This window comes from Bradyrhizobium sp. PUT101 (assembly GCF_052043945.1).
Taxonomy (GTDB): domain Bacteria; phylum Pseudomonadota; class Alphaproteobacteria; order Rhizobiales; family Xanthobacteraceae; genus Bradyrhizobium.
The window spans coordinates 5,734,095-5,754,982 of sequence record NZ_CP197207.1; the positions used below are offsets into that span (position 1 = coordinate 5,734,095).

19 protein-coding genes and 1 pseudogene are annotated in these 20,888 nt (G+C 64.4%); 13 read left to right on the forward strand and 7 right to left on the reverse strand.

All coding sequences use genetic code 11. The features are described from left to right. The first annotated feature begins 135 nt into the window (after nucleotides 1-135). Nucleotides 136-2,040, forward strand: coding sequence for a diguanylate cyclase (locus ACSHT2_RS27500; RefSeq protein ID WP_440637803.1), 1,905 nt, complete (start codon nucleotides 136-138; stop codon nucleotides 2,038-2,040). A 6-nt stretch (nucleotides 2,041-2,046) separates the two neighbouring features. Here the strand turns inward: ACSHT2_RS27500 and ACSHT2_RS27505 are convergent, their stop codons facing one another. Together ACSHT2_RS27505 and trhO are read right to left on the reverse strand one after the other, a co-directional pair. After that, the gene (locus tag ACSHT2_RS27505; RefSeq protein WP_440637804.1) at nucleotides 2,047-2,265 is read right to left on the reverse strand and encodes a SlyX family protein; all 219 of its coding nucleotides are present in this window, start codon (nucleotides 2,263-2,265) and stop codon (nucleotides 2,047-2,049) included. Further along, nucleotides 2,255-3,052, reverse strand: coding sequence for an oxygen-dependent tRNA uridine(34) hydroxylase TrhO (gene trhO, locus ACSHT2_RS27510; protein WP_440637805.1), 798 nt, complete (start codon nucleotides 3,050-3,052; stop codon nucleotides 2,255-2,257). The genes ACSHT2_RS27505 and trhO overlap by 11 nt, the downstream gene beginning before the upstream one ends. A 196-nt stretch (nucleotides 3,053-3,248) precedes the next feature. On the opposite strand from trhO, the gene ggt reads away from it, so the two are divergent. The 3 genes and pseudogenes from ggt (at nucleotide 3,249) to ACSHT2_RS27525 (ending at nucleotide 6,073) form a co-directional block, all read left to right on the forward strand. After that, a complete protein-coding gene (gene ggt / locus ACSHT2_RS27515; RefSeq protein WP_440637806.1) occupies nucleotides 3,249-4,835 on the forward strand; it encodes a gamma-glutamyltransferase in 1,587 nt (528 codons plus the stop codon). A 150-nt stretch (nucleotides 4,836-4,985) separates the two neighbouring features. Beyond that, nucleotides 4,986-5,548: pseudogene (locus tag ACSHT2_RS27520) on the forward strand (molybdopterin cofactor-binding domain-containing protein); the annotation flags it as partial. Between the two features lie 60 nt (nucleotides 5,549-5,608). Further along, the gene (locus ACSHT2_RS27525) at nucleotides 5,609-6,073 is read left to right on the forward strand and encodes an FKBP-type peptidyl-prolyl cis-trans isomerase (RefSeq protein WP_440637807.1); all 465 of its coding nucleotides are present in this window, start codon (nucleotides 5,609-5,611) and stop codon (nucleotides 6,071-6,073) included. 170 nt (nucleotides 6,074-6,243) lie between these two features. Here the strand turns inward: ACSHT2_RS27525 and ACSHT2_RS27530 are convergent, their stop codons facing one another. Beyond that, on the reverse strand, nucleotides 6,244-6,462 hold the full coding sequence (locus tag ACSHT2_RS27530) for a CsbD family protein (protein WP_319330225.1): 219 nt from the start codon (nucleotides 6,460-6,462) through the stop codon (nucleotides 6,244-6,246). Between the two features lie 129 nt (nucleotides 6,463-6,591). Between ACSHT2_RS27530 and ACSHT2_RS27535 the strand changes: the two genes are divergently transcribed. The 3 genes from ACSHT2_RS27535 to ACSHT2_RS27545 all read left to right on the forward strand — a co-directional run bounded on the left by ACSHT2_RS27535 (nucleotide 6,592) and on the right by ACSHT2_RS27545 (nucleotide 8,187). Next, entirely contained in the window at nucleotides 6,592-7,104 is a 513-nt protein-coding gene (locus ACSHT2_RS27535; RefSeq protein ID WP_271526723.1) for a cupin domain-containing protein, read from the forward strand. Between the two features lie 130 nt (nucleotides 7,105-7,234). Continuing rightward, a complete protein-coding gene (locus ACSHT2_RS27540; protein ID WP_440637808.1) occupies nucleotides 7,235-7,663 on the forward strand; it encodes a VOC family protein in 429 nt (142 codons plus the stop codon). A 35-nt stretch (nucleotides 7,664-7,698) separates the two neighbouring features. Beyond that, nucleotides 7,699-8,187 carry a VOC family protein gene (locus ACSHT2_RS27545; RefSeq protein ID WP_440637809.1) on the forward strand — a complete coding sequence of 163 codons (489 nt, stop codon included), beginning with the start codon at nucleotides 7,699-7,701 and terminating at the stop codon, nucleotides 8,185-8,187. 157 nt (nucleotides 8,188-8,344) lie between these two features. Here ACSHT2_RS27545 and ACSHT2_RS27550 read toward each other — a convergent pair whose 3' ends face one another. After that, nucleotides 8,345-9,514, reverse strand: coding sequence for a hypothetical protein (locus tag ACSHT2_RS27550; RefSeq protein ID WP_440637810.1), 1,170 nt, complete (start codon nucleotides 9,512-9,514; stop codon nucleotides 8,345-8,347). Between the two features lie 2 nt (nucleotides 9,515-9,516). After that, nucleotides 9,517-10,218: a FecR family protein gene (locus ACSHT2_RS27555; protein ID WP_440637811.1), complete on the reverse strand. Its 702-nt coding sequence runs from the start codon at nucleotides 10,216-10,218 to the stop codon at nucleotides 9,517-9,519. 218 nt (nucleotides 10,219-10,436) lie between these two features. On the opposite strand from ACSHT2_RS27555, the gene ACSHT2_RS27560 reads away from it, so the two are divergent. Further along, on the forward strand, nucleotides 10,437-11,699 hold the full coding sequence (locus tag ACSHT2_RS27560; RefSeq protein WP_440642945.1) for a phospholipid carrier-dependent glycosyltransferase: 1,263 nt from the start codon (nucleotides 10,437-10,439) through the stop codon (nucleotides 11,697-11,699). Between the two features lie 55 nt (nucleotides 11,700-11,754). On the opposite strand, the gene ACSHT2_RS27565 is transcribed toward ACSHT2_RS27560, so the two are convergent. Then, nucleotides 11,755-12,396, reverse strand: coding sequence for an OmpA family protein (locus tag ACSHT2_RS27565; RefSeq protein WP_440637812.1), 642 nt, complete (start codon nucleotides 12,394-12,396; stop codon nucleotides 11,755-11,757). A gap of 270 nt (nucleotides 12,397-12,666) precedes the next feature. Between ACSHT2_RS27565 and ACSHT2_RS27570 the strand changes: the two genes are divergently transcribed. Next, a complete protein-coding gene (locus tag ACSHT2_RS27570; protein WP_061028668.1) occupies nucleotides 12,667-12,912 on the forward strand; it encodes a hypothetical protein in 246 nt (81 codons plus the stop codon). A gap of 112 nt (nucleotides 12,913-13,024) precedes the next feature. Continuing rightward, nucleotides 13,025-14,191 carry a winged helix-turn-helix domain-containing protein gene (locus tag ACSHT2_RS27575; RefSeq protein ID WP_440637813.1) on the forward strand — a complete coding sequence of 389 codons (1,167 nt, stop codon included), beginning with the start codon at nucleotides 13,025-13,027 and terminating at the stop codon, nucleotides 14,189-14,191. Nucleotides 14,192-14,230: 39 nt separating this feature from the next. Here the strand turns inward: ACSHT2_RS27575 and ACSHT2_RS27580 are convergent, their stop codons facing one another. Further along, nucleotides 14,231-14,659 carry a DUF2809 domain-containing protein gene (locus tag ACSHT2_RS27580; protein WP_440642946.1) on the reverse strand — a complete coding sequence of 143 codons (429 nt, stop codon included), beginning with the start codon at nucleotides 14,657-14,659 and terminating at the stop codon, nucleotides 14,231-14,233. Between the two features lie 80 nt (nucleotides 14,660-14,739). Here ACSHT2_RS27580 and ACSHT2_RS27585 point away from each other — a divergent pair, with 80 nt between their 5' ends. The 3 genes from ACSHT2_RS27585 (at nucleotide 14,740) to ACSHT2_RS27595 (ending at nucleotide 20,879) form a co-directional block, all read left to right on the forward strand. Beyond that, on the forward strand, nucleotides 14,740-16,080 hold the full coding sequence (locus ACSHT2_RS27585) for an MFS transporter (RefSeq protein WP_440637814.1): 1,341 nt from the start codon (nucleotides 14,740-14,742) through the stop codon (nucleotides 16,078-16,080). Nucleotides 16,081-16,351: 271 nt separating this feature from the next. Then, nucleotides 16,352-17,458: an efflux RND transporter periplasmic adaptor subunit gene (locus ACSHT2_RS27590; RefSeq protein WP_440637815.1), complete on the forward strand. Its 1,107-nt coding sequence runs from the start codon at nucleotides 16,352-16,354 to the stop codon at nucleotides 17,456-17,458. 283 nt (nucleotides 17,459-17,741) lie between these two features. After that, nucleotides 17,742-20,879, forward strand: a complete 3,138-nt coding sequence (locus ACSHT2_RS27595; RefSeq protein WP_440637816.1) for an efflux RND transporter permease subunit — start codon at nucleotides 17,742-17,744, stop codon at nucleotides 20,877-20,879. The last annotated feature ends 9 nt before the right edge of the window (nucleotides 20,880-20,888 follow it).

Genomic DNA, 20,888 nt, shown 5'->3' on the forward strand with positions numbered 1-20,888 from the left:
CCTTGTTAGCGATGCGTTGATCGTTGCGTCCGTAGGACTACTGGAAGCGGGTCGATCGCCACGTATTCCGGTAGTGATTTCAGAATTCACTAACAGAAGCGGCAGAGTTTCCGGTCGACCGGAGGACATTGCCGCATGAGCGTTGCTACCCAACGAGCTGGATGGAGCCGCCTGCCGCTGCGCGCGGCGGCCTTCGTCTTGCTGACCTGCGCGACCATCCTCGGCGTCAGTGGTTGGCGCGAGTGGGCGGCACGCGACGCAGTGCTCAAGGGTGCCGAGACGGAGATGGCGAACGTCGCCCGTTCGCTGACACAGCATGCAGAGGACAGCCTCGATCTCCTGGATTCCGGCGTCGTCGGCGTGGTCAGCCGGCTGGAGATGGATGGCACTGCTCCAGCCACGGTCGCCAAGCTTGGAAACCTCCTGGACGCACGCAAGAAGGCGATCACCCGTATCCACGGCCTCGACATCATCGACGATCAGGGCAACTGGCTGACCTCGCCCGGTACGATCGGCTCGACCCTCAGCGATGATGCATTTTTCCGATATCACCGGCTCTCGCCGAAGCGCGAGGCCTATGTCGGCCGTCCCGTGAAGAGCCTGCTCGATGGCGAATGGGTCGTCCCCCTGTCGCGCCGCTTCAACAAGCAGGACGGCAGCTTCGGCGGCGTGGTGCTCGCGACCATCAGCTCCAGATATCTTTCGCATTTCTACGAGCAGTTCGAGATCGGCCGCAACAGCTCCGTGACACTGACGCATGGCGACGGCATGATCCTCGCGCGCAATCCCGGCAACGAGAAATTCGTCGGACGTAGCGTCGTCGACACGCCTTTTTTCCGCGAGCCGAGCCTGCAGCGGCCGAGCGGCGCCTATCACTTCAAGTCGCCGCTGGACGGCGCCGAACGCGTCAGCTTCTTCAATCGCAGCAGCCGCTTCCCGCTTCTCCTGGTTGCCACGGTCGACAAGGACGAGCTGCTCGCGCCCTGGCGCGCCGCGGCAATCTCCCGCATGCTCTACGTGCTCGCGCTGGTGATGCTGATCGCGGTCATCGGCGGCGTGCTGGTGCGGCAGTTGCACCGGGGCCAGCGCATGGCCGTCGCGCTGGCCGAGAAGGAGGCGCATTTCCGTCTGCTCGCCGAAGGCTCCAGCGACATGGTGACACGCATCGGCCTCGACGAGCGGCTGCGCTATGTCTCGCCCTCGTCGGTCCGCGTCGTCGGCTGGCGCCCCAATCAGCTGATCGGCACGCCGGCTCTTGCGGGCATCAATCCGGAGGATCTGCCCGAGGTCCAGGCGATCGTCGACGCCATCAAGCGCGGCGAGAAGGAGGAGGCGCGTTTCACCTACCGCAACGCGCACCGGCAGAACGGCGAAGTCTGGCTCGAATCGACCATGCGGGTGACCCGCAAGGGCAACGGCAACGTCGATGGCGTGGTCGCGATCTCGCGCGACATCACCGAGCAGAAGAGGCTGGAGACCAGGCTGGAGACGCTTGCGATCGAGGACAGCCTCACCGGCCTCGCCAATCGTCGCCGCTTCGACGAGGGGCTGAAGGAGGAATGGGCGCGTGCCTATCGCGACCGCTCAAGCCTTGCTCTGCTGATGATCGATGTGGACCACTTCAAGGCCTACAACGATGAATACGGCCATCCCGCGGGCGATGCCTGCCTGCGCCGGATCGCAGAGATCATCGCGGCCGAAACGCAGCGCGCCGGCGATCTGGCGGCACGCTATGGCGGCGAGGAGTTCGCCGTGCTGCTGCCGAACATCGACGCCGCCGGCTGCGCCCGGGTCGGCGAGCGGATCCGCAGTGCCATTCACAAGGCCGGCCTCGTTCATAGCACCAATCTGGCGGCTGGATGCGTCACCGCTTCGGTCGGCGGCGCGACCTGCCGGCCGGCGCTGGAGCGCACGGCGGGTGTGGCCTCGCTGATCGAAGCTGCCGACCGGGCGCTCTACGCCGCCAAGGACGCAGGCCGCGATCGCCTGGTGATGTCCGGCGAGGTCATGAACCTGCTGCCCAAGGCGTCCGGCGAGTAAGACCGATCAATAATGCGGCGGACGCTCGTTGGCGGGCCCCGGCGCATTTGCCTCGGCCTCCTGGAGCCGCTCATGGAGCTGCGCGATCTGCCGCGTCAGCGTGTCGATCTGCTTCCACTGCGCGGTGATGGTCTGGTTCAACGTCTCGATCGCGTCGTCCTGGTAGGCAAGGCGCGTCTCCAGCGTGTCGATGCGCTCGCTCAGCGTCTTGATCTCATTCGTCACGGCCGTGCCCCAATTTTTGTTCGCGCAGGCTCCGTTCGCGCAAGCCAAGTTCTCGCAGACCGTGGCCGAGCGCCACGCGCTCGTCGAACACGAAGCATTCGCCGCGCCAGCGGCTCTCAGCCTCCGGCACCTCCTCGAGATATTTGAGAATGCCGCCTTTGAGGTGATAGACCTCTGCAAAGCCGCGCGCGAGCAGATGCGCGCTCGCCTTCTCGCAGCGAATGCCGCCGGTGCAGAACATCGCAATCCTGCGGTGCCTTGCCGGATCGAGCTCAATTGCGGCAAAATCCTTGAACTGGCCAAAGCTCTTGATGCCGGGGTCGATCGCGCCCTCGAACGTCCCCATGGCCACTTCGAAGGCGTTGCGGGTGTCGAGCAGCAGCGTGTCGGGCCTCGCAATCAGCGCATTCCACTCGGCAGCATCGACATAGGTGCCGACCTGGCGGGTCGGATCGACAGTCTCGTCACCGAGCGTGACGATCTCCTTCTTAAGCCGCACCTTGAGCCGCCCGAACGGCATCGCTTCCGCGGTCGAGAATTTCAATTCGAGCTTGTCGAGCCTGCCGCCGAACATGTCGCCGTGTGCGAGTTCATGGGCGAAGGCATCGATCGCCTCCGGCGTACCGGCGACGGTGCCGTTGATGCCCTCCTGCGCCAGCAACACGCTGCCCCTCAGCTTAAGGCCAGCGCAGAAGGCGCGCAGCGGCTCGCGCAGCTCGCGGTATTCCGGGAGGGCGACGAATTGATAGAGGGCCGCGACCTTGGTCGCCGAATTCGGATCGGACATGGCGGCTCGTTTAGCAGGCGGCAGCCATCCGGAAAACCCGCATGGCCGCCAGCGTCGAAAACTCCATACGTCCAGCGGATGGCAGCCATTTTCCTGGTATGCCAGCATTGCCCCGCCGGGCCGGAATGTGTCATGTAGACGCGGTTTTCGAGATGGCGCGCCACTCGCGCCCACGGCCAAGAGAGCAAGAAATTCGATGAGAAACTTCCATTTCCCCGGCAGGTCCACGGTCCACGCCACCAACGCGATGGTCGCGACCTCGCATCCGCAAGCCTCGCTCGCGGCGATCGAGGTGCTGCGCGAGGGCGGCACCGCGGTGGACGCGGCCGTTGCCGGCTCTGCCCTGCTCGGCGTGATCGAGCCGCAGTCGACCGGTATCGGCGGGGACTGTTTTGCGCTGATCCAGCCGCGCGGCGAGGGCAAGATCATCGCCTATAACGGCTCCGGCCGCGCGCCCAAGGCGGCCAACGCCGACTGGTATCTCGAGCGCAAGATCAACTCGGTGCCGCTGACATCGGCGCATGCGGTCTCGATCCCAGGCGTGATCGACGCCTTCGCGACGGTTCTGCGCGACCACGGCAAGTTCGGTTTCGACCGGCTGCTTCAGCCCGCGATCAAGGCGGCCGAGGAAGGCTACGTCGTCGCGCCCCGCATCGCCTTCGACTGGAAGAACCAGTTCGAGAAGCTGAAGAATGGTACCAACACCGTGCGCTACCTGTTGCCGGGCGGCAAGCCGCCGGTGGCCGGCGACGTCATTCGCCAGGCCGAGCTCGGCAAGACCCTGCGCGCGATCGCCAAGGATGGCCGCGACGCCTTCTACAAGGGGCCGATCGCGGAAGACATGGTCGAGACCCTCAGGGGAATCGGCGGCCTGCACACGCTCGACGATTTCGCCGCGCACACCACTGAGGTAACGACGCCGATCGGCACCATGTACAAGGGCTATGACTTCTGGCAGTGCCCGCCGAACGGCCCGGGCGTCACCGCGCTCTTGATGCTCAACATCCTGTCGCGTTTCGATCTGACCAAGTACGCGCCCGTTAGCGTCGAGCGGTTCCATCTCGAGGCGGAAGCCGCGCGCATCGCCTACATGAACCGCGAGATGCATGTCGCTTCTCCCGAGCACATGAGGATCAACGTCGCCGAGATGCTCGAGAGGGGCTTTGCCGACGAGTACATCAGCAAGATCCGCATGGACGGCATGCTTGACCTGCCGAACGTTGCGCCGCCGATGAACCCCTCGACCATCTACATCACGGTGGTGGACAAGGACCGCAACGTCTGCTCGTTCATCAATTCGGTCGCGCATTCCTTCGGTTCGGCCATCGTCTCCAACAAGACCGGTGTACTGTTCCAGAACCGTGCCGGCGGCTTCCGCATCCAGCCCGGCCATCCCAACTGCATCGAAGGCGGCAAGCGCCCGCTGCACACGATCATGCCGGGCCTGCTCACCAAGGGCGGCCGTTCGACAATGTCGTTCGCCGTGATGGGTGGCCAGTATCAGCCGACCGGCCAGACCCATGTCTTGACCAACATCCTCGACTACGGCTGCGACGTGCAGGAGGCGATCGACATGCCGCGCGGCCTGCATTACGAGGGCCAATATCAACTCGAGGACAGCGTGCCGGCTGCGATCGTCGAAGGCTTGAAGAAGATTGGCCACAAGACCACCAGCGTGGTCGGCCCGCTCGGCGGCGCCCAGGCGATCTGGATCGACTGGGACAAGGGCACGCTCACGGGCGGCTCCGATCCGCGCAAGGACGGCTGCGCCCTCGGCTATTGAGCTCGCGCGGGGTTCCGCGCGCAAGATCAGGAAAAGTTGACGAAGGGCGGCGCGGCATTTGCTGCGCCGCCCTTTCTCGTTCGGAACTGCACTCATTGCTCCAAGTTAATTCAATCGCCGCGCCTTCTTGGCCGGTGCTGCCGGAAGTGCGATGGTTCCGATGTCGGCGTTGTCGAGGAATATGGCGAATGGAAGCCGGAGGGCGCACCGCCGGACTCGTTCAGGGCCATGCATGCCGGGCAGCCTCGGTTCGTCGGCGGCCATCAAATGAAGGACAAGATCGCCTACGCCTTCGGCGCCGAGTTCGTCGAGGTCCGCGTCAACCGCTTCACGCACGAGATCCGTTGTCCCCGGTTGGTCGGCGCGTTCGCTGCAGGCAGGATCATGAATCCGCGCACGGCGCGCAGCCAGCTGATGGGCGGCCTGATCTGGGGCATGTCCTCGGCGCTGCTGGAGGCCACCGAGATCGACGAGCGCAATGCGCGCTACGTCAACGACAATCTTGCCGACTACCTCGTGCCCGTGAATGCCGATGTGCCCAGCGTCGAGGTCATCATGCTCTCCGAGCAGGACGATCACATCAACCCGGTGGGCGCAGGGCCTCGGCGAGCTTGCCAATGTCGGCACCAATGCAGCGATCTGCAACGCGATCTATCACCACCGGCCAGCGCATCCGCAAGCTGCCGGTGCGGCTGGAAAATATCGAGGTCTGAGGGGTGGAAACGGCGACGTCGTTGGGTTAGACACCTCCCGCCTCAAATGGAAGGTGCCCTATGCAGCGTTTTCAGCGCATGCTCCTCGCTATCGTGTCGGCACTCGCGATCGCCGTGATCGGTGGCGTGTCCGATTTCGTTTCCACCACGGCCTCGGCCCAGACCGCAGGAAAGACCATGACCACAGCTTCAGGCCTGCAGATCATCGACTCCACCGTCGGCACCGGTGCCTCGCCGCAGCCCGGTCAGATCTGCGTGATGCACTATACCGGCTGGCTCTATGAGAACGGCCAGAAGGGCAAGAAATTCGACTCCTCTGTCGATCGCAAGGAGCCGTTCGAATTCCCGATCGGCAAGGGTCGCGTCATCGCCGGCTGGGACGAGGGCGTTGCCTCGATGAAGGTCGGCGGCAAGCGCACGCTGATCATCCCGCCGCAGCTCGGCTATGGCGCGCGCGGCGCGGGGGGCGTGATCCCGCCGAACGCGACCCTGATGTTCGACGTGGAATTGCTCGCGGTGAAGTGACGGCGTAGCCGTCATTCCGGGGCGATGCGCAGCATCGAATCCGGAATCTCGAGATTTCTCAGGTGCGCAATCGCGCACCATAGTTCGGCTCTTCGCGCCGCCCCGGAATGACTGCACAAACAAAAAGACCGGCCTTTCGGCCGGTCTTTTCGCTTTCAGCTCTAAGCGCGTCACTCCGTCGCGCGTTTTGCCGCGGCGGCGGCGCGATCCATCGCATCCTTCGCGGCATCCTTGGCGTCGCCCATGGCCTGCTGGCCCTTGCCCTTCACTTCCTGGACCACGCCCTCGCCCTTCATGCGATCGGACCCGGTGGCTTCGCCGATGCCCTGCTTGGCCTTGCCGATCGCCTCGTTCGCGGTGCCCTTGATCTTGTCAGTGGTGCTGCCCATGAAATTCTCCTCTCGGTTTGCTCGCAATGACAACGCTGAGCGGCTACGAGGGTTCCGATTTTGGTATGGCTTGCGGCTGCGGCTTTGGGTTAGTTTGCCGCGCACGGAACCAACAGAAAGCAAGTACCCATGACCGGCCATGATCACTCGCACTCGCATCATGCACACGATCACGACGATCGCTGGAAACATGACGGCGTGCGCGTCATTCCGGGCAACCAGCTCGACACGAACGTGCCCTCGACGGCCGGTATGGACCGCGCGGCTGCCATCAATTTCGCACGCGTCGGCGCGCAGAAATTGTGGGCGGGCACGGTCAGCATCAAGCCGGATGCCAAGACCGGCGCGCATCATCACGGCCATCTCGAAAGCGTCATCTATGTGGTGAAGGGGAAGGCGCGGATGCGCTGGGGCGAGAGCCTGCAGTTCACCGCGGAAGCCGGCCCCGGCGACTTCATTTTCGTCCCGCCCTACGTGCCGCACCAGGAGATCAACGCCAGCCCGGACGAGGTGCTGGAATGCGTGCTGGTGCGCAGCGACGGCGAGGCGGTGGCGATAAATCTCGACATCGAGCCGGTGGAGAAGCCCGAGACCGTGCTCTGGATCGACCCGGTGCACCGCGATCCCAACGAGAAGAAGTAAGGCTGCTCGGCGCGCGGGGTTCGGTGCGACAGAACCCCGCAGATCGGGGTCCGAAAAATTAGTCGGAAGCGGTGTCGGATGACGGCCTGGCCGTCCGTCCTTGGGCAGAACCCCACCCGAGGAGCTTCCGATGCCCAAGATGATCTTCGTCAACCTGCCGGTGACCGACCTCAAGCGCGCGACCGCCTTTTATGAGGCGGTCGGTGCGGTCAAGAATCCGCAATTCAGCGACGAGACCGCGAGCTGCATGGTCTTTTCCGAGACCATTTTCGCCATGCTGCTGACCCACGACAAATTCCGCCAGTTCACGCCGAAGCCGATCGCGGATGCCAGGACCTCGAACCAGGTGCTACTCTGCCTGTCCGCGGACAGTCGCAGCGACGTCGACGATATCGTCGGCAAGGCTGCGGCGGCAGGCGGAGTGGCCGATCCCGGTCCGAAGGACGAATACAGCTTCATGTACGGCCGCAGCTTCGAGGATCCCGATGGCCATATGTGGGGTGTGAACTGGATGGACCTCGCGGCCGCCCCTCTGCAGCCCGAGATGGCAAACGCCTGATCCGAACCCGGAAGATCTGAAGAGGAGCATTCACGATGTCCAAGCTCGTGCCCTGCATGTGGTTCAACGGCGATGCCGAGGACGCCGCAAAATTCTACGTCTCGCTCGTTCCGAATTCGGCGATCACGCACGTCCAGCGCAACGTTTCGGACGGCCCCTCCGGCAAGGAAGGCTCCGTGCTCGTCGTCGAGTTCACGATGGCCGGACAGCCCCTGGTCGCGCTCAACGGCGGCATGAAGATGGAATACACCCACGCGATCTCGCTGATGATCCATTGCGACGACCAGGCGCAGGTCGACAGCGTCTGGAACGCGTTCCTCGCCCACGGCGGCAAGGAAGAGCAGTGCGGCTGGCTCAGGGATCGCTGGGGCGTGGCCTGGCAGGTGGTGCCGAAAGTGATGTTCGAGTTCCTGTCGAGCCCGGACAAGGCAGCGGCCGCGCGCGCGGTACAGGCCATGATGAAGATGGTCAAGCTCGACGTGGCCGTCCTGCGTCAGGCGTTCGAGGGCAAGTCGGCCGCCTGAGGTCACAGGCTCCTGCCACATGCTCATTGTCATCGCCCGGTCTTGACCGGGCGATCCAGTACTCCGAGACGGCAGTGATTGAGCGGATGGGCTGCGGCGTACTGGATGTCCCGCCTTCGCGGGACATGACAGCGGAATTTGGAGCGAGGTCTCCGTCCTAATAATTTATCCGCAGCCCGACGCCGCCGTGGATCGTGTTCCCGACCGGCTGCGGGCCCAACGTGCCGTTGGCAAAGAGATCCACGATCCAGCCCTTTTGCACGCGGAAGCCGAGGCGGCCGCCATATTCGAACCAGCCCTGGTTGCCCATGGTCGGCACCACCACGCCGTTGCCGGTTACGGTGGCGACGATGCCGCTGTGGCTCGCAAACGACTGCACCCAGCCGCCATTGATGTTTGTCTCGATGTTGCTGCCGAAGAGATGCGTCCACTGGCCGCCGATCTTGACGAGGCTGGTGCGGTCGGTGCCATCAGCGATGCTGGCGTCGAATGGATTGAACGCCACCGTACTGTCGCTGTAGCCGGAGACGCGCTGCCAGAGCTGCCAGACCTCGATCGAGGCCGCGACCTCGTCGCGCGGCGAGAGGCGGCTTATCCAGCCGGCGCGACCGTAGACGGCGTAGTTCGAGACGTTGGTCGAGCTGGTCACGCTCACCGGGCCGAGACTGGTATCGTAGCTGCGCGTGTAGCGCGCCTTCTCCCATGGCGTCAGGATCGTGCCGACGTCGAAGAACGGCCGCGACGAGCCCCAATCGGTAAAGTCATAGCGCAACGCAAAAGCGCCGATCGGTGCGCTGGTGATCTCGTAGCCACGCCCGTCGTAGTGCGTGTAGGCGATGCCGGCGAGCAGCGACAGATTGTTGGTCAGCGCCTTGCGGCCGTGGATGCCGGCCGAGAACGAGCCGGCCGAGCCGAATGCGCTGATGCAGTCGCCGCAATTGATCTGCTCGTTGACGCCGAGCAGCACCGTGCCGAGCACCCGGTTGGTGATCATCTGGTTGAAGCGCTGGTTGGCGAGGCCGCCGATCGAACTGCCGCTGGAAGCCGCGCCGGTCGGTGTCGGGCTCGGCGACGGATATGGGCTGGGGGAAGGATACGGGCTCGGCGACGGTGAGGGCGCAGGGCTTGGTGAGGGCGTAGGACTCGGGGAGGGCGCTGGCGAGGGCGAGTAGGTCGGCGACGGATAAGGCGTCGGCTCGCCGCACTCGGACCCGCACTCCGACGCCTGCGCGGCCGCCGGGCGGGCCCCCGAGGCGACAAGCGCAAATGCGGACGCGGCGGTCAGCACGCCGATGAGGATGAGGCGCCGGAAGCGGTATTTCGTCATCGTCAGCGCCCGCACAGCATGCCGTCGTCCTGGACGGCTGGCGTGATGGTCGGCGAGGCGCCGGCATATTGGTTGACGGCACAAAGCCCTGCACTCGCGGCGCAGTTGGCGGCAAACGTCCAGGGCGGCGTGTTGGCCTTGGTGATGCCGACCTTGCCGCCGGTCGAGGTGATGATCGCGGTGTCGCCTGGCTGGGTGAGCTGCACGCACTGGGAGCTCTTGGTGCAGACGCTGGCCGCGCCGTCCTGAAGCACGACCACGGAGCGCCCACGTTGCGAGAGAATGTCGAGCGTAGTGCCGCGCACACCGATGGTCGCAAGCGGCGTCGTGATCTTGTAAGCGGCCTTGTCGGAACGTCCGGTGACGAAGCGGAAGGCGCCGGTGGTCATGCGGATCGCGACGTCGCGATAGCTGCGCTCGTCGTTGAAGACGGTGCGGTCGAGCTTCAGCGTGGCGCTCGGGCCGAGCGACAGATTGGTGCTGTCGGCCATCACGAAACGCGCCGCGCTGTCGGCGCCGGTCCGCACGGTCTCGTCGCGCAGCATGCTGTCTCCGACATTGATCGGCGTCGTGGTCGCGGCCACGCGCACAACCTCGTTCTGGATCACGACGGCTTCGCCGACGCGAGTCTGCGCCTGCGCGCTAGAGCCGGCGCCCAATGTGGCCAACGAGAGGATGGAGAAAAGCCAAAAACGCAAATTCATTTCGCAACCGATCGATGTGTCCCTGATCGTACCGGATCGCGCTCGCTTGCGATGTGGCGTAATTATCACAAGCGGCGCGGGACGTGCGCTATGCTTAGTGACAGTTGCGACAGAATGCGTTCAATGAGATCGCGACCTTTATTTTTGTCCGCGGTGACGCAGATTTGCCACGCAAAATATCTCAACAGCAGCCGCCTGAATCGCTCGCAGTTCCAGGGCTGTCGCCGAGCGCAGTGCTTGCTGTCGCGATTTTCCTGGTTGCGCATCTGGCGCTGCTGATCGGTCTCACCACGCCGGAAAAATTCGTCTTCGACGAGGTGCATTACGTCCCGGCGGCGCGGCAGATGCTGGCGCCTGTGATGTCGCAGCCGATGCTCAATCCGATGCATCCGCCACTGGCCAAGGAGCTGATCGCGGCATCGATCGCAACCTTCGGCGACAACGCGTTCGGCTGGCGTTACCCCGCGACGTTGTTCGGCGCGCTGGCGATCGTCGCGATCTATCTGTGCGGCCTCGCGCTGTTTTCCGCGCAAGGGCCGGCGATCGCCGCGGCGCTGTTCGCAGGCCTCAACCAGATGCTGTACGTGCAGGCGCGCATCGCGATGCTCGACATCTTTGCGCTCGGCTTCGGCCTGCTCGCGACCGCCGCCTTCATGCATGGTTTTCGCAGAGAGCGGCCGCAGGCAATGTTCGCGCTCGCGGGCAGCCTGTTCGGCTGTGCTGCGGCCTGCAAATGGAGCGGCCTGTTTCCGCTTGGCGTCTGCATCGTGATCGTTGCGGTGATCCGCCTGATGCAGGGTTGGCGTACGCTGTTTGCCGACGCGAAGCCGGACGACTGGTATCGGCCGGAGCTTTGGCGCGGCTTGAGGCTGCATCACGTCGCGCTCTGCTTCGCCGTCCTGCCGACGGTGGCCTATCTTGCCGCTTTCGTCCCCCTCTATGGAGTGTCACCGCCGGATCTGATCGAGGCGCAGCGGCGGATCTTCGCCGACAACACCACGACGGCCATCGCCGGCCACACCTATATGAGCGCATGGCCGTCCTGGCCGTTGCTCGCGCGCCCGGTGTGGTTCCTGTTCGACAAGACGGGAGATGACAACGTCGCTGCGATCGTCTTTCTTGGCAATCCGCTGGTGCTCTGGCCGGCTCTGCTCGCCCTCGTTGTGGTGCTGCGCGATTTCATCGTCGCCCGGCGGTGGGATGCATTCCTGATCGCGGCATTCTATTTCGGTCCCTGGCTCGCCTGGGCGTTGCTGCCGCGTACGCTCGGCTTCATCTATTACTATCTGCCGGCCGCGACCGCGGCCTCGCTGGCGCTGGTCTATGTGCTGCGCCGGGAGGGGCTGCCGCGCTGGCTGCTGTGGGCCTATGTCGGCGTCGCTGCAGCCGGCTTTGCGGTCATGCTGCCGATCTCCGCGGCCTTCCTCGGCACGTCCATGCGAACCTTCGGCCGCCTGATGCTGTTCCAAAGCTGGATATGACTTCGCCGCCTGCCGGGGCTGCGGCAAGCGGCGTGTCTGGCGCGACGACTGCGAATTACTTCGCTGCGGTCTTGGTGTCCATGTTCACGACCTGGACGCGGCGGTTGGTCGGGTCGGCGCCGTTGGCGGCATCCTTCAGCTTGGTCTCGCCGTAGCCGACGGTGACGAGATCGGTGCCGTTGAGGCCGTAGTTCTGCACCAGGTACTTCTTGATGGTGTCGGCGCGCCGTTCGGAGAGCCCTTGATTGTACGCTTCGCCACCGATCGCGTCGGTGTGGCCGGCGACCACGAAGGTCGAGCCCTTCAGCGCCGGATCGGACAGCGCCTTGCCGAGCGCCTGCACCGATGCCACCGACGTCTTGGCTATGTCGGCCGAGTTGTAGTCGAACTGGATCTCCAGATCGATCTTCGGCTTGGTCGCAGCTAACTCGGCGATCTGCTCGCGCTCGCCCGTCGAGAGCGACCGGGTCGAGCGGTTGCGCACCGTGTTCAGGAAGGTCGATTCCCTGGCTTGCGCGGTCGTGTCGGCCTGCGGACCGATGGACAGGCCGCGGGTTGCCGGCTTGGGCTTCAGTGCCTCCAGGATTTTATCGGTGGAGACATTGTTGTCGCCGGCCAGAGCCAGGCCCGCCGTCATCGACAGCGCTGCGGAGATAATCATCGCCTTCAGTCCAAAAGACTTATCAAAACGGGTCATTGTCGTATCCTCGCTGTTACGCCTGATGGCGATTTGATGCTGCGAGCCTAGGGCAGGTTCAAAGGCCTCGATGTGATCTTCCTCACATTCGAAATCGCCCCGCGGAGATCCTGACTGTCGCGACCGGGAGCGCCCAAAAGCCGCAGGCTGAGAGGGGGCTGATTCGGCAGCGCGACAACGAAGTGTCTTCTCCCTGAAAAACTTGCCGCTGAAGAATGGCAGTTGCGGTGGCCGGCATCAGGCCGGCTTCCTTTCTGGAGGAGAAAATTGATGAAGACCCTGTTGCTCGCGACGGCATTCGTGGCGCTTGCGCTGTCCCCCGCATCCGCCGCCAAGATGGCGTGCACCAGTGCAAATATGGCGAAGCTCGTTGCGGGGATGGGCGGCGAAGACACGCCGGGCAAGATCGCAGCGAGGAAGTCGATGGCATCGGCCAATTCCGACATGAGCAAAGGGAACATGCGCGGAGCCTGCAAGCACTATATGAACGCCGAGAAGGCGATGGCGATGAAGTAGGGCCCCCCGCCGATCCCGGACGTCATGGCCGCGCTGGCAGCAGATGTCAGCGCGGCTTTTTCGTGTCCCTGCTTCTTGCCTTGCGGCGAATCCGGCTACATTGCATTCCGCAATGCCCCGCGCCCCGAAACCCCATCCGCTCTCGACGGCACAGGCCCGGCAGATCTGGCTGCATGCCCAGCGGCTCGACCTGCGCGCGCCGTTCGGGGAGGGCGCTCAGGCCATCGCCGACGCGACTGCTCATCTCGGCTATGTGCAGATCGACACCATCAACGTCATCGAGCGCTGCCATCACCACATCCTGTTCAGCAGGATCCCGTCCTACCGTCGCGCCGACCTGCGTCAGGCCCAGAGCGTCGACAAGAGCGTGTTCGAATACTGGACCCATGCGCTGTCCTACGTGCCGAGCAGCGACTTCCGGTTCTTCCTGCCGGCGATGCGCGAGCACCGGCGCGAGGGACACGGATGGTTCGCCTCGGTGAAGCCGGCCGACACGCGCAAGGTGATGCGACTGCTGCGCGCCGGCCCGCTGACGATCCGCGACATCGAGGACGACGTGCTCGTCGAAAAGGAGCACCTGTGGCAGAGCCGCAAGCCGTCGAAGCGCGCGTTGCAACTCGCCTTCTATACCGGCGCCGTCACCATCAGCGAGCGCCAGGGCATGCTGAAGACCTATGAGCTGATGGCGCGGCATTTCGGGTGGGACAAACCGCCGAAGCCGGCCTCCGCGCGGGAGATCACGGCCTATCCGCTCGATCGCGCGCTGCGCTCGCAGGGCGTCGTCAGCCTGGATTCGATCTGCCATCTCGACGCGCCGAGCAAGAAGCCGGTCGCGCGCCTGATCGCCGCGCGCGTCCGCCGCGGCGAGCTCGTGCCTGTTACGCTCGAGGGCGCCGGCAAGCAGGAGCATTGGGCCTCGCCCGCAGCGCTGGAGGCGGGCGGCGAGGGGCCGTCGCCCGATCTCGTCCACATTCTTTCGCCGTTCGATCCCCTGATCATCCAGCGCAAGCGCACCAATCTCATCTTCGGCTACAACCATCTGTTCGAAGCCTATGTGCCGAAGGCCAAGCGCAAGCTCGGCTACTTCGCGCTGCCCGTGCTGGTCGGCGACGAGATCGTCGCCGCCCTCGATCTCAAGACCGACCGGCAGGCGAAGAAGCTCTTGATGCAGAAATGGACCTGGGTCGGGCAGGGCAAGAAGGCGGCGGGACGACGGGAGCTCAAGCGTGTGATCGAAGAAGAGCTCGACCGATTCGAGCGGTTTCAATTGGCGGAGTGAAATCTGCGTAGGGCGATCAGCGCTCTGCGCAGCCGCGCGCTATTCCTCCCTACGCCGTTGGACGAGCCGATCGATCCAAACGCCGAAGGCAATCCCGACCGCATAAGCGGCCAAATTCCACGGCGAAAAGATTCTCCCGAGCAGCAGCGCGCCGGCCGTTGTCAGCCGGAACGCATCGAGCCATGGCGTGTGCACGAGCCGGGAGAATTCGACGACGCCTGCAATCACCACCGCGATGGCCGCAATCTGCGTCCGCGTCAGCCGAGGCAGCGCAACCCCGACCAGCAAGAACACCATCGTCGCCCACAAGAGCGAGCCGCCATATTTCACCACGAAGGCCGGAAGCCCGAGCGGAAAGCCGTACCAGCGCAAGCACAACCCGCAGACGATCACCACCGCGGCGAGGACGGCGCGGATCAGCGATGTCCGGAGCGGCGCAACGGGTTTATCCGGCTGCGTCCCGTGCATTGCTCGCTCCATTGACTCTTTGCCCGCGATGCTCAAAACCGCCACTTAGCCCACAAAAGCAACAACCCTGGGGGGAAGCCATGAGCCAGACCACCTATGCCGGTTCCGCCGGCGGTGCCAACAGCGCCAGCAAGAGCGACATCGAAACCTCGACCATCCGCGCCATCTCCTGGCGCCTGATTCCGTTCCTGGTGCTGGCCTATTTCTTCTCCTATCTCGACCGGGTCAATCTCGGCTTTGCCGCGCTGACGATGAATGCGGAGCTGAAATTCACGCCGCTGATCTTCTCCTGGGGCGCCGGCATCTTCTTCATTGGCTATTTCATCTTCGAGGTGCCGAGCAATCTCGCGCTGGAAAAATTCGGCGCAAGCCGCTGGATCGCCCGCATCATGGTGACCTGGGGCATCATCTCGGCGCTGATGGCGATGGTCAGCGGCGTCACGAGCTTCTACGTCCTGCGCTTCCTGCTCGGCGTCGCCGAGGCCGGCTTCTTCCCCGGCATCATCCTCTATCTCACCTACTGGTATCCGGCGCAGTATCGCGCCCGTTTCCTCGCGGCCTTCGCCATCGCCGTGCCGGTCTCGACCGTGATCGGCGCGCCGATCTCGGGCCTGCTGCTCGGGCTCGACGGCATGATGGGGCTGAAGGGCTGGCAGTGGCTGTTCATCATCGAGGGCATCCCGTCCGTGCTGCTCGGCATCGTCACCTGGTTCTATCTCACCGACAAGCCGGAGAAGGCGGACTGGCTCTCGGCCGAGCAGAAGGCCTGGTTGAAGGCGAAGCTCGACTCGGAGATCGCGGCAAAGCAGGCGGTGAAGCACTTCTCGCTGGGCGAAGCGCTGTCGTCACCGAAGGTGATCGCGCTCAGCCTGATCTATTTCGGCTTCGTCGGTGCGCTCTATGGCATGCAGTTCTGGCTGCCGCAGATCGTCAAGGCGTTCGGCCTCACCAACGCGCAAACCGGCTTCGTCACCGCGATCCCGTATTTGTTCGGCACCATTGCGATGATCCTGTGGGCGCGGCATTCGGATGCGAGCCGCGAGCGGGTCATGCATGTCGGCGCACCGCTGCTGCTCACCGCCGTCGCGCTCGGCATCTCCTCCTCTCTCACCGATCCCATCCTGACGATGGCTGCGCTGACGGTCGCCGCGATCGGCGTGTTCTGCTGCTTCGGCGTGTTCTGGACGTTGCCGACCGCCTGGCTGTCCGGCACGGCGGCGGCCGGCGCCATCGCCCTGATCAACTCGATCGGCAACCTCGCCGGCTTCGGCGGGCCCTATTTGATCGGCTGGGTCAAGGAAGCCACCGGCCAGACCTCGACCGGTTTGCTCGTCCTCGCCGTGCTGCCCCTGATCGCCGGCATCCTGGTCTTCGTCGGCGGCCACGACAGCAAGCACGAGTTCGCCGAGCAGGGGCGGTAAGGGGGCCGTCGCACGGTGGGCAAAAGGCGCGCTTGTCGCGCTCCGTGCCCACCATCTCCTCCCGGGCTGAAGGTTGGGCGCGCTCTGCCTTCGCCCGCCGGGCTCCGACGGACAAGTCCGGTTGCCCACTCTACCATCGCACCTTCGCAATATGGCCATCCCAATCCTTACCACCCCTTAACGATCACGCTTTCCTGATGACTGACGATTATTGACTTTCGTCAGTCCTTAGTCGACACTCCCGCCAGTCGAGATGCAGGAGTGTTCTTCGATGTTCGTCCGGTCGGTTTTGTCCAGCTATTCCAAGCTCTTGGTGGGTGTATCGCTGGCCCTGATGGCCGCCGCCCTGGCCGGGTGCAATGATACTGTGGCCGAGAAGGCCGAGCCGCCGCGGCCGGTTTTGGTTGCTACCGCCCATTACAAAGCCGAGACGCCGGAGCGCAGCTTCGTCGGCACAATCCGGCCGCGGATCGAGAGCGATCTCGGCTTCCGCGTCGCCGGCAAGGTTGCCAAGCGCCTGGTCGAGGTCGGCCAGACCGTCGAAATTGGTCAGCCGCTGGCCACTCTCGATGAGGTCGACCTGAAGCTCCAGGCCGAGCAGGCCGTCGCCGAGCAGACCGCCGCGACCGGCGTGCTGGCCCAGGCCGCCGCCGCCGAGCAGCGCGCCAAGGACCTGAAGGCCAAGGGCTGGACCACCGATGCGCAGCTGGATTCGAGTCGCGCCGCCGCCGACGAGGCCCGTGCGCGCCTGAACCGGGCCGAGCGTTCGGTCGATTTGACTAAGAATTCCCTTTCCTACGCGACGCTTGTTGCCGATGCCCGCGGCGTCGTCACCGCAACGCTGATCGAGCCCGGCCAGGTGGTTGCCGCGGGCCAGGCTTCGATCCGTGTCGCCCGCTTTGCCGAGAAGGAAGCGGTCGTCGCGATCCCTGAGACGCTGGTCGGACGCGCCAAGTCGGGCGTCGCCAGCGTCACTCTTTGGTCCGAGCCGAACAAGAAGTATGCGGCCAAGCTGCGCGAGATCGCGCCGGCGGCCGACCCGGCCACGCGCACTTATCTGGCAAAGTTCTCGCTGCCTGAGGCCGACGACAAGGTCGCGCTCGGCATGACGGCGACGCTGACGCTGTCTGACGCCGCAACCGAGCGCGTCGCCCGGCTGCCGCTATCGGCGTTGTTCAACGAAGGCGGCAAGCCGTCTTTCTACGTCGTCGACGACAACGGCTCGGTCGCGCTGAAACCAGTGACGGTGAAGTCCTACGAGAGCAAGGACGTCGTCATCACGGGCGGCGTGGAAGAGGGCGCCAAGATCGTCGCCCTCGGCGTGCAGAAGCTCGATCCGAGTCAGCGGGTGCGGATCGTTTCATCACTGAGTTTCTAATTCCCGTCATTCCGGGATGGTCCGAAGGACCAGACCACAGGTGCGCAATTTCGCACCGGGGAATCTCGAGATTCCGGGTTCGCCCTGCGGGCGCCCCGGAATGACTGGAGAAGTCGAGTTACGTCGTGTGAGGCGAGTTTCGGCCCGAGCGCAAATGCGAGGGCTGAAGCGGCGAAGCGATCCAGAACCTGCCCAGCCCCCTGGATTGCTTCGCTGCCTCGCGATGACGGGGTGAATAGAGCGGCTGTCGTATTTGCAACTGGATCTTCTTTCGGAGAGAGCGATGAAGCGCTTCAACCTTTCGGCCTGGGCCGTCAGCCATCCGACGCTGGTTCTCTTCCTGATGATCGTGCTCGGCGTCGCAGGCTTCTTCTCCTACGAGAAGCTCGGCCGCGCCGAGGATCCGTTCTTCACGGTGAAGGTGGTCAACGTCTCCGTGATATGGCCCGGCGCGACCGCGCAGGAGATGCAGACCCAGGTCGCCGATCCCATCGAAAAGAAGATCCAGGAGCTGCCCTATTTCGAGAAGGTGCAGACCTATTCCAAGCCCGCTTTCACCGCGCTCCAGGTCACGTTCCGCGACAACACGCCGCCGAAGGACGTGCCTTATCTCTTCTATCTGCTGCGCAAGAAGCTGGTCGACGTGCAGGGCCAGCTGCCCTCCGGCATTCTCGGACCCGTCGTCAACGACGAGTTCTCCGACGTCGATTCCATCCTCTACATGATGACCGGCGACGGCGCCGATTATGCTCAGCTCAAGAAGGTCTCGGAAGGATTCCGTCAGCGCCTCCTCAAGGTCCCCGGCGTGACCAAGGTCGACGTCTACGGCAATCAGGACGAGCGTATTTTCGTCGAGTTCTCCCACGCCAAGCTCGCCACGCTCGGCATCACGCCGCAGGCGCTGTTCGATTCGCTCGCCAAGCAGAACAACGTGACGCCGGCCGGCACGGTCGAAACCTCGTCGCAGCGCGTGCCGCTGCGCGTCACCGGCGCACTCGACGGTGCCAAGGCCGTGGCTGAGACCCCGGTCGAGAGCAACGGCCGTGTGTTCCGGCTCGGCGACATCGCCACCGTCACCCATGGCTATGTCGATCCGCCGAGCTTCATCGTGCGCCAGGAAGGCAAGCCCGCGATCGGCATCGGCGTCGTCACCGCCAAGGGCGCCAACATTCTCGAGCTCGGCAAGGAGGTCGAGAAGGCGACCAACGAGTTCATGAAGGCCGTCCCGCAGGGCATCGACGTCAAGCTGATTGCCGACCAGCCCAAGGTGGTCGAGCACGCCGTCGGCGAGTTCGTGCATTCCTTCATGGAAGCGCTCGTCATCGTGCTGTTCGTCTCGTTCCTGGCACTCGGCTGGCGCACCGGCATCGTGGTCGCTATGTCGGTGCCCCTGGTGCTCGGCATCGTCTTCATCGTCATGAACACGATGTCGCTCGACCTGCACCGCATCACGCTCGGCGCGCTGATCATCGCGCTCGGCCTGCTCGTCGACGACGCCATCATCGCGGTCGAGATGATGGTGGTGAAGATGGAGCAGGGCTGGGACCGCGTGCGCGCGGCGTCCTTTGCCTGGGAATCAACTGCATTTCCGATGCTCACGGGAACGCTGGTCACGGCAGCCGGCTTCCTCCCCATCGGCTTTGCCAATTCCGCGGTCGGCGAATATGCCGGCAGCATCTTCTGGATCGTGGCGATCGCGCTGGTCGCCTCCTGGTTCGTGGCGGTGATCTTCACGCCCTATATCGGCGTCAAGCTGCTCCCGGATATGAAGGCGCACCAGAACCACGATCCGCACGCAGTCTACGAGACCCGCATGTACCGTGGCCTGCGTGCCATCGTGCAATGGTGTGTCAATCACCGCATCACCGTCGTGGTCGCGACCGTCGGCGTCTTCGTCGCCTCGATCGTCGGCTTCGGCCATGTGCAGCAGCAGTTCTTCCCGCTGTCGGAGCGGCCCGAGCTGTTCCTCCAGTTGCGCCTGCCCGAGGGCACCGCCTTCAACGTCACCGAGAAGGCGGTGAAGAAGGCCGAAACGCTGCTGAAGGACGACAAGGACATCGAGACCTATACCTCCTATGTCGGCCAGGGCTCGCCGCGCTTCTGGCTCGGCCTCAATCCGCAGCTTCCGAACGAGGCCTTCGCCGAGATCGTCATCGTCGCCAAGGGCGTCGAGGCGCGTGAGCGCATCAAGGCCAAGATCGAGAACGCGGCTGCCGAGGGCTTCCTGACCGAGGCGCGCGTGCGCGTCGACCGCTTCAACTTCGGTCCTCCGGTCGGTTTCCCCGTCCAGTTCCGCGTGATCGGCCCCGACCCCAACAAGGTCCGCGAGATCGCCTACCAGGTCCGCGACGTGATGCGGCAGAACAAGAGCGTCAAGGACGTCCAGCTCGACTGGAACGAGCAGTCGCCTTACCTCAAGCTCGTCGTCGACCAGGATCGCGCCCGCGCCATGGGCCTGACCCCGCAGGACGTCTCGCAAGCGCTGTCGATGCTGATCTCGGGCTCGCAGGTCACGACCGTGCGCGACGGCATCGAGAAGGTCGGCGTGGTCGCCCGTGCGATCCCGTCCGAGCGCCTCGACCTCGGCGGTGTCGGTGATCTCACCATCACCTCGCGCAATGGCGTTGCCGTGCCGCTGCAGCAGATCGCCAAGATCGAATATGCCCATGAGGAACCGATCATGTGGCGGCGCAACCGCGACATGGCGATCACCGTGCGCTCAGACGTCGTCGACGGCGTGCAGGCGCCCGACGTCACCAACCAGATCACGCCGAAGCTGAAGGCGATCAAGGATCACCTCGAGCCGGCGTACCGGATCGAGCCCGGCGGCGCGTTCGAGGAATCCGCCAAGGGCAACGCCTCGATCTTCATCCTCTTCCCGGTGATGGTCATGGTGATGCTGACGCTGCTGATGATCCAGCTTCAGAGCTTCTCGCGCCTGATCCTGGTATTCCTGACCGCGCCGCTCGGCATCGTCGGCGCCTCGCTCGGCCTCAACGTCGCCAATGCCCCGTTCGGCTTCGTGGCGCTGCTCGGCCTGATCGCGCTTGCCGGCATGATCATGCGCAACACGGTCATCCTGGTCGACCAGATCGAGACCGACGTCTCGCACGGCCTGACCCGGCGCGAGGCGATCGTGGAAGCCACCGTCCGCCGCGCCCGGCCCGTGGTGCTGACGGCGCTCGCCGCCATCCTCGCCATGATCCCGCTGTCGCGCTCGGCCTTCTGGGGCCCGATGGCGATCACCATCATGGGCGGCCTGTTCGTCGCGACCTTCCTCACGCTCCTGTATCTGCCGGGCCTCTACGCCCTGTGGTTCAGGAAGAGCCTGGATGAGGCCGGTACCCCGGAACAGCCTGCCGCGCCGCAGCATGGGAGCGATGAGCATTCCGCTATTCCGCTTGCTGAAGCGGCTGAATAAGTGAGATGA

Coding starts and splice junctions, on each gene's coding strand:
- ACSHT2_RS27535 (WP_271526723.1), top strand. CDS start 6,592: ATGACCGGCCATGATCACTCGCACTCGCATCATGCACACGATCACGAC.
- ACSHT2_RS27550 (WP_440637810.1), bottom strand. CDS start 9,514: ATGACGAAATACCGCTTCCGGCGCCTCATCCTCATCGGCGTGCTGACC.
- ACSHT2_RS27580 (WP_440642946.1), bottom strand. CDS start 14,659: ATGCACGGGACGCAGCCGGATAAACCCGTTGCGCCGCTCCGGACATCG.
- ACSHT2_RS27585 (WP_440637814.1), top strand. CDS start 14,740: ATGAGCCAGACCACCTATGCCGGTTCCGCCGGCGGTGCCAACAGCGCC.
- ggt (WP_440637806.1), top strand. CDS start 3,249: ATGAGAAACTTCCATTTCCCCGGCAGGTCCACGGTCCACGCCACCAAC.
- ACSHT2_RS27530 (WP_319330225.1), bottom strand. CDS start 6,462: ATGGGCAGCACCACTGACAAGATCAAGGGCACCGCGAACGAGGCGATC.
- ACSHT2_RS27555 (WP_440637811.1), bottom strand. CDS start 10,218: ATGAATTTGCGTTTTTGGCTTTTCTCCATCCTCTCGTTGGCCACATTG.
- ACSHT2_RS27545 (WP_440637809.1), top strand. CDS start 7,699: ATGTCCAAGCTCGTGCCCTGCATGTGGTTCAACGGCGATGCCGAGGAC.
- ACSHT2_RS27595 (WP_440637816.1), top strand. CDS start 17,742: ATGAAGCGCTTCAACCTTTCGGCCTGGGCCGTCAGCCATCCGACGCTG.
- ACSHT2_RS27590 (WP_440637815.1), top strand. CDS start 16,352: ATGTTCGTCCGGTCGGTTTTGTCCAGCTATTCCAAGCTCTTGGTGGGT.
- ACSHT2_RS27540 (WP_440637808.1), top strand. CDS start 7,235: ATGCCCAAGATGATCTTCGTCAACCTGCCGGTGACCGACCTCAAGCGC.
- ACSHT2_RS27500 (WP_440637803.1), top strand. CDS start 136: ATGAGCGTTGCTACCCAACGAGCTGGATGGAGCCGCCTGCCGCTGCGC.
- ACSHT2_RS27525 (WP_440637807.1), top strand. CDS start 5,609: ATGCAGCGTTTTCAGCGCATGCTCCTCGCTATCGTGTCGGCACTCGCG.
- ACSHT2_RS27570 (WP_061028668.1), top strand. CDS start 12,667: ATGAAGACCCTGTTGCTCGCGACGGCATTCGTGGCGCTTGCGCTGTCC.
- trhO (WP_440637805.1), bottom strand. CDS start 3,052: ATGTCCGATCCGAATTCGGCGACCAAGGTCGCGGCCCTCTATCAATTC.
- ACSHT2_RS27565 (WP_440637812.1), bottom strand. CDS start 12,396: ATGACCCGTTTTGATAAGTCTTTTGGACTGAAGGCGATGATTATCTCC.
- ACSHT2_RS27575 (WP_440637813.1), top strand. CDS start 13,025: ATGCCCCGCGCCCCGAAACCCCATCCGCTCTCGACGGCACAGGCCCGG.